This window comes from Enterobacter sp. SECR19-1250, from assembly GCF_013391025.1.
Classification (GTDB): Bacteria; Pseudomonadota; Gammaproteobacteria; order Enterobacterales; family Enterobacteriaceae; genus Enterobacter; species Enterobacter cloacae.
This window is the reverse complement of the sequence record NZ_JACASJ010000057.1, coordinates 24,457-31,402: the sequence shown is the minus strand read 5'-3', so window position 1 is coordinate 31,402 and position 6,946 is coordinate 24,457. Positions and strand designations below refer to the sequence as shown.

6 protein-coding genes are annotated in these 6,946 nt (G+C 55.1%); 5 read left to right on the top strand and 1 reads right to left on the bottom strand.

The window, feature by feature from the left end; all coding sequences use genetic code 11:
* Window positions 1-129 precede the first annotated feature (129 nt).
* The gene (locus HX884_RS15450) at window positions 130-282 is read left to right on the top strand and encodes a Hok/Gef family protein (protein WP_013095084.1); all 153 of its coding nucleotides are present in this window, start codon (window positions 130-132) and stop codon (window positions 280-282) included.
* A gap of 121 nt (window positions 283-403) precedes the next feature.
* On the top strand, window positions 404-1,078 hold the full coding sequence (locus HX884_RS15445) for a tetratricopeptide repeat protein (RefSeq protein ID WP_038980834.1): 675 nt from the start codon (window positions 404-406) through the stop codon (window positions 1,076-1,078).
* Between the two features lie 80 nt (window positions 1,079-1,158).
* Here the strand turns inward: HX884_RS15445 and gltP are convergent, their stop codons facing one another.
* Window positions 1,159-2,472, bottom strand: a complete 1,314-nt coding sequence (gene gltP, locus HX884_RS15440) for a glutamate/aspartate:proton symporter GltP (RefSeq protein ID WP_013095082.1) — start codon at window positions 2,470-2,472, stop codon at window positions 1,159-1,161.
* Between the two features lie 423 nt (window positions 2,473-2,895).
* Between gltP and acs the strand changes: the two genes are divergently transcribed.
* From acs to actP, 3 genes are all read left to right on the top strand, one after another.
* A complete protein-coding gene (acs, locus tag HX884_RS15435) occupies window positions 2,896-4,854 on the top strand; it encodes an acetate--CoA ligase (RefSeq protein WP_178328444.1) in 1,959 nt (652 codons plus the stop codon).
* Window positions 4,855-4,982: 128 nt separating this feature from the next.
* Window positions 4,983-5,297 carry a DUF485 domain-containing protein gene (locus HX884_RS15430; protein WP_013095080.1) on the top strand — a complete coding sequence of 105 codons (315 nt, stop codon included), beginning with the start codon at window positions 4,983-4,985 and terminating at the stop codon, window positions 5,295-5,297.
* A complete protein-coding gene (gene actP / locus HX884_RS15425; RefSeq protein ID WP_013095079.1) occupies window positions 5,294-6,943 on the top strand; it encodes a cation/acetate symporter ActP in 1,650 nt (549 codons plus the stop codon). Before HX884_RS15430 ends, actP begins: the two co-directional genes overlap by 4 nt.
* Window positions 6,944-6,946 lie beyond the last annotated feature (3 nt).

The window sequence follows — 6,946 nt, the reverse complement described above, 5'->3', positions numbered from 1 at the left end:
GAACCCAGACCTATGTGCCTCGTGTTTAACTGTCCAACTTTTTGGGGTCAGTACACCGAGGCTACCCGACTCAACTCCCAACAAGTTGAGGGTAGCCTCTTATTCTTTTTTTGACAAGGAGTAAAAGGCATGACGCCATTAAAAACTGCGTTAGGCATTGTTTTTATTATCTGCCTGACGATAGTGATCTTTACCTTTATTACTCGCGGAAAGTTATGCGAACTGACAATAAAGAGTGAACATCAGGAGGTGGCGGCGAAATTAGCCTGCGTTGCAGGCTAACCTCTGCGGGCGGAATGACAGTTCCGCCCGGCTTGCAGGATGCTGAGGTCTTAACGCACCCGTTTTTTTATTCTATGGCCGCGATTATACTGCGCGGCGTGTACCCAGATGATAAGAATCCATGAAACCATTTTTACTGTTGTTATTAATTTTTACGTCGTTCGTCCATGCCGATGAGATTGGCAGCCAGTACAAAGCGCAGGCGGAGGCGGGCGATGCACGCGCTCAGTATTATCTCGCCGACACCTGGTTCAGCTCCGGCGACAGCAAGCAGGCGGCGATGTGGGCAGAGAAAGCGGCAAAAGGGGGCGACATCGATGCCATGGCCCTGTTGTCTCAGATCCACTTTACTCAGGGCGATTACGCTCAGGCTAAAGCGCTGGCCGAGCAGGCCACGATTGCGGGCAGCAAGCGTGGCGCCATTATGCTGGCACGCGTTCTGGTGAATACCCAGGGTGGCAAAACAGACTACCCGCAGGCCATCAAACTGCTGCAGACGGCCACCGAAGATATCGACAACGACTCTGCGGTAGATGCGCAAATGCTGCTGGGTCTGATTTATGCCAACGGTGTAGAAGTGGCCCAGGACGACGCTCTGGCGGCATCATGGTTTAAGCGCAGCTCATCTTTGTCACGCACTGGCTATGCCGAATACTGGGCAGGGATGCTGTTCCAGCAGGGCGAGAAAGGCTTTATCACGCCCAATAAACAGAAGGCGCTCTACTGGTTGAACCTGAGCTGTACGGAAGGGTTTGATACGGGATGTGAAGAGTTTGATGCGTTGAGCGGAGAATAACGTGCCGGGTGGCGGCTTCGCCTTACCCGGCCTACAAAACCCGTAGGCCCGGTAAGCGCAGCGCCACCGGGCTTAGGATGTTACTGGTCAGCCGTCTTATCAAAACGACCCAGCACCTCGCGTTCATACGCCAGCGCTTTTTTACGGTCGAACTTGTGTTCCCACTTGGCGATAACCAGCACCGCCAGCGCGTTTCCAACCACGTTCAGCGCCGTACGCGCCATATCGAGGATACGGTCAACACCGGCGATAAACGCCAGGCCTTCCAGCGGAATACCGACACTGCCAAGCGTCGCCAGCAGCACCACGAAGGAGACACCCGGCACGCCCGCGATCCCTTTTGAGGTCACCATCAGCGTCAGCACCAGCACAATTTCCTGCCACAGCGACAGATCAATGCCGTACAGCTGGGCAATAAAGATGGCTGCGATGCTCTGGTACAGCGTCGAGCCGTCCAGGTTAAAGGAGTAGCCGGTTGGCACCACGAAGCTGGTGATAGAAGCCGGGGCACCATAGGCCTCCATCTTCTCAATAATACGCGGCAGCACGCTTTCAGAGCTGGCCGTGGAGTACGCCAGAATCAGCTCATCTTTCAGAATGCGGATCAGGATCCAGATGCTCAGCCCACACAGGCGCGCCACAATGCCCAGTACCACCAGCGCGAAGAACAGGATGGCGAAATGCACCAGAATTACCAGCTTCGCCAGCGGCCACAGGGAGGCAAAACCGAAGTTCGCCACGGTTACCGCGATAAGCGCAAACACCCCGACCGGCGCGTAACGCATCACCATGTGGGTCACTTTAAACATGGTTTCAGAGATGGAGCGGAACACGGTGACCAGCGGTTCACGGTGCGTGGCAGGCAGAGAGGAAAGACCCAGACCAAAAAGCACCGAGAAGAAGATGATTGGCAGCATCTCGCCCTTCGCCATCGACGCCACAATGTTAGTCGGCACCAGCGACAGGATGGTGCCCATCAGGCCGTGCGCATGGCTCTGCACTTCAGCGGTCGTACTTTGGTATTTCGAAATATCCACCGTCGCAAGTTGCGACATATCGATCCCGGAACCTGGCTGGAAGACATTCGCCAGGGTAATGCCAAGGATAATGGCAATCGTCGTGATCACTTCGAAATAGAGAATGGTTTTTGCACCGATGCGGCCCAGCTGTTTTGCATCACCGACTCCGGCAATACCGACCACCAGCGTCGAGATGACAATTGGCACTACGATCATTTTGATCAAATGAATAAAGATATCGCCCGCCGGGGAGAGCAAGTTCGCAATCAGCCACTCGCGGCTGTCGCTGTGATAATGGAGATAGCTACCCAGCAGGATACCCAGCACAAGGGCCAGCAGGATTTGCCAGGCCAGGCTGACTTTAACGTTTTTCATAGAAACTGACTTCCTCAATGAAGCGCCCTATTCATGCAGACTGCATGAATATGGAGACATACTGAAAGGGTATGAATTGTGTTGCGTTGGTTTATGGGATTTTTTAACGCGGCGTATGAGTATCATCTGCGCGGTGTGTTGCGCAAGCCTTAAAGAACAACGCATTTCACTACGAAAAGCCGTTATGACGCGAGTTTACGATAATTCTTATAAATAACCATTTGTTATAAAAACGATTTTTTATGCGCAAATGTGAATAATCCGTCCGGTAAATTATTTTTCTTCAAAGTTTCATTCGCTCATTTTTCATACGCTTCAAACAATGCGTGATCTGCCGCCCAAATAATAAACAAAGCTTGTAAAGCCCCTACTATTAACGTTTTTGCGACATATTATTAACATCTTACAAGGAGAAAAAAAGCCATGAGCCAAATACACAAACACGACATTCCCGCTAACATTGCGGACCGTTGCCTGATCAACCCGGAGCAGTACCACGAGAAGTATCAGCTATCTGTCTCTGATCCTGACGCTTTCTGGGGCGAGCAGGGCCATATTCTTGACTGGATCAAACCTTACCAGAAGGTGAAGAACACCTCCTTTGCACCGGGTAACGTTTCTATTAAATGGTATGAAGACGGCACGCTAAACCTTGCGGCGAACTGCCTCGATCGCCACCTTGCCGAACGCGGTAACGAAACCGCCATTATCTGGGAAGGCGACGACGCCTCTCAGAGCAAACATATCTCTTATAAAGAGCTGCACCGCGACGTGTGCCGCTTCGCTAACGTGCTGCTGGACCAGGGCATTAAAAAAGGCGATGTGGTCGCCATCTATATGCCGATGGTGCCGGAAGCGGCGGTGGCGATGCTGGCCTGCGCGCGCATCGGCGCGATCCATTCCGTTATCTTTGGCGGGTTCTCGCCGGAAGCGGTTGCCGGGCGTATTGTCGACTCGAGTTCGAAACTGGTGATCACCGCCGATGAAGGCGTGCGCGCCGGGCGCGGTATTCCTCTGAAGAAAAATGTCGACGAAGCGCTGAAAAACCCGAACGTCAAAACCGTCAGCAACGTCATCGTCCTTAAGCGTACCGGTGGCAAGATCGACTGGAATGAAGGGCGTGACCTGTGGTGGAGCGACCTGATTGAAAAAGCAAGCGACCAGCATCAACCGCAAGAGATGAACGCGGAAGATCCGCTGTTTATCCTCTATACCTCCGGCTCCACCGGCAAACCGAAAGGCGTACTGCACACCACCGGTGGCTATCTGGTCTATGCAGCCACCACCTTTAAATACGTTTTCGACTACCATCCGGGCGATATCTACTGGTGCACCGCCGACGTGGGCTGGGTCACCGGTCACAGCTATCTGCTGTACGGCCCGCTGGCCTGCGGTGCAACAACGCTGATGTTTGAAGGTGTACCAAACTGGCCAACCCCGGCGCGGATGTGCCAGGTGGTCGATAAGCACCAGGTCAACATTCTGTACACCGCGCCAACGGCGATCCGTGCGCTGATGGCGGAAGGGGATAAAGCGATAGAAGGCACTGACCGCTCTTCCCTGCGCATCCTCGGCTCCGTCGGCGAGCCTATCAACCCGGAAGCCTGGGAGTGGTACTGGAAGAAGATCGGCAACGAAAAATGCCCGGTAATGGACACCTGGTGGCAGACCGAAACCGGTGGGTTCATGATCACCCCAATGCCGGGTGCGACCCGCTTAAAAGCCGGTTCAGCGACCCAACCGTTCTTCGGCGTCCAGCCTGCGCTGGTGGATAACGAAGGCAATCCGCAGGATGGCGCCACCGAAGGCAACCTGGTGATCGTCGATTCCTGGCCGGGCCAGGCACGTACGCTCTTTGGCGACCATGAACGCTTCGAGCAGACCTACTTCTCAACCTTTAAAAACATGTACTTCAGCGGTGACGGCGCGCGTCGCGACGAGGATGGCTATTACTGGATCACCGGGCGTGTGGACGATGTGCTGAACGTCTCCGGCCACCGTCTGGGCACCGCGGAGATTGAATCCGCGCTGGTATCGCATCCGAAGATTGCCGAAGCCGCCGTTGTGGGGATCCCGCATAACATTAAAGGCCAGGCGATTTACGCCTACGTGACGCTGAACCACGGTGAAGAGCCATCGCCAGAACTGTATGCCGACGTGCGCAACTGGGTCCGCAAAGAGATTGGCCCGCTTGCCACGCCGGATGTACTGCACTGGACTGACTCACTGCCGAAAACTCGTTCCGGCAAAATTATGCGCCGTATCTTGCGCAAAATTGCGGCAGGGGACACCAGCAACCTTGGTGATACCTCAACGCTCGCCGATCCGGGCGTGGTGGAAAAACTGCTCGAAGAGAAGCAGTCCATCGCAATGCCTTCGTAATCTTTTCTCCCTCTCCCTGTGGGAGAGGGCCGGGGTGAGGGCATCAGACCGCACCTTCCTCCCCTCACCCTCTCCCCATAGGGGAGAGGGGATAAAACAAACCAACCTTACTTCTGGAGATTTCTGTGATGAATAACGATATTTGTCAGCAGATAGAGAATAGTGCGCACTACAGGGAGCTCGTTGATAAACGGCAACGGTTTGCCTTCTTACTTTCCATCATCATGCTGATTATCTACGTCGGCTTTATTCTGCTTATCGCCTTCGCCCCACACTGGCTGGGTACGCCGCTGCATGAGGGCACCAGCGTCACACGGGGCATCCCGATTGGCATTGGCGTGATTGTGATTTCGTTTGTGCTGACCGGCGTCTACGTCTGGCGCGCGAACGGCGAATTCGATCGTCTTAATAAAGCGGTACTGCGTGAGGTAAAAGCATCATGAAGAGAGTCCTGACGGCGCTTGCCGCCACACTTCCCTTTGCGGCACACGCCGCAGATGCCATTACCGGCGAGGTTCAGCGCCAGCCAACCAACTGGCAGGCGATTATCATGTTCCTGATTTTCGTGGTGCTGACGCTGTATATCACCTGGTGGGCGTCGAAACGCGTTCGTTCCCGTAATGATTACTACACTGCGGGCGGTAATATTACCGGTTTCCAGAACGGGCTGGCGATTGCGGGCGACTTTATGTCTGCCGCATCTTTCCTTGGGATCTCCGCGCTGGTGTACACCTCCGGCTACGATGGTCTGATCTACTCTCTCGGCTTCCTGGTGGGCTGGCCGATCATTCTGTTCCTGATCGCCGAACGCTTGCGCAACCTGGGGCGTTTCACCTTTGCTGACGTGGCCTCGTATCGCCTGAAGCAGGGTCCGATTCGTATTCTCTCCGCCTGCGGTTCGCTGGTGGTGGTGGCGCTGTATCTGATCGCCCAGATGGTTGGCGCAGGCAAACTGATCGAACTTCTGTTCGGCCTGAACTACCACGTCGCGGTGGTGCTGGTGGGTGTGCTGATGGTGATGTACGTCCTGTTTGGCGGCATGCTGGCAACCACCTGGGTGCAAATTATCAAAGCGGTTCTGCTGCTGTTCGGCGCGAGCTTCATGGCCTTTATGGTGATGAAACACGTCGGCTTTAGCTTCAACAACCTGTTTACCGAAGCAATGGCTGTCCACCCGAAAGGGGAAGCGATCATGAGCCCGGGCGGGCTGGTGAAAGACCCGATATCCGCGCTTTCACTCGGTCTGGGTCTGATGTTTGGTACCGCAGGCTTGCCACATATCCTGATGCGTTTCTTCACCGTGAGCGATGCCCGCGAAGCGCGCAAGAGCGTCTTCTACGCCACCGGGTTTATGGGTTACTTCTACATACTGACCTTTATCATCGGTTTTGGCGCCATCATGCTGGTGGGAGCGAACCCGGCATTTAAAGACGCGGCGGGCGCGCTGATTGGCGGGAATAACATGGCGGCAGTGCATCTGGCGGATGCGGTAGGCGGCAACCTGTTCCTCGGCTTTATCTCAGCGGTGGCCTTTGCCACCATCCTTGCCGTGGTTGCCGGGCTTACGCTTGCCGGTGCATCTGCGGTGTCGCATGACCTGTACGCGAACGTGTTCCGCAAAGGCGCAACCGAGCGTGAAGAGCTCAAAGTCTCCAAAATCACCGTACTGATTCTGGGTGTGGTGGCGATCCTGCTGGGGATCCTCTTCGAGAAGCAGAACATTGCCTTCATGGTGGGGCTGGCCTTCTCAATTGCGGCGAGCTGTAACTTCCCTATCATCCTGCTCTCCATGTACTGGTCTAAACTGACCACCCGTGGCGCAATGGTAGGCGGCTGGCTGGGGCTGCTGACCGCGGTGATTCTGATGATCCTCGGCCCGACGATTTGGGTGCAGATCCTCGGTCACGAAAAGGCGCTCTTCCCGTATGAGTACCCGGCGCTGTTCTCAATCGCCGTGGCGTTTATCGGTATCTGGATCTTCTCTGCAACCGACAACTCGCCGGAGGGGAACCTGGAGCGTGAGAAATTCCGCGCCCAGTTTATCCGCTCGCAAACCGGCCTGGGCGTGGAACAAGGCCGCGCACACTGAGTC

What these genes read in the sequence shown, in the direction of transcription:
- HX884_RS15445 (WP_038980834.1), top strand. Translation starts at nt 404, where the DNA reads ATGAAACCATTTTTACTGTTGTTATTAATTTTTACGTCGTTCGTCCAT.
- HX884_RS15450 (WP_013095084.1), top strand. Translation starts at nt 130, where the DNA reads ATGACGCCATTAAAAACTGCGTTAGGCATTGTTTTTATTATCTGCCTG.
- actP (WP_013095079.1), top strand. Translation starts at nt 5,294, where the DNA reads ATGAAGAGAGTCCTGACGGCGCTTGCCGCCACACTTCCCTTTGCGGCA.
- gltP (WP_013095082.1), bottom strand. Translation starts at nt 2,472, where the DNA reads ATGAAAAACGTTAAAGTCAGCCTGGCCTGGCAAATCCTGCTGGCCCTT.
- HX884_RS15430 (WP_013095080.1), top strand. Translation starts at nt 4,983, where the DNA reads ATGAATAACGATATTTGTCAGCAGATAGAGAATAGTGCGCACTACAGG.
- acs (WP_178328444.1), top strand. Translation starts at nt 2,896, where the DNA reads ATGAGCCAAATACACAAACACGACATTCCCGCTAACATTGCGGACCGT.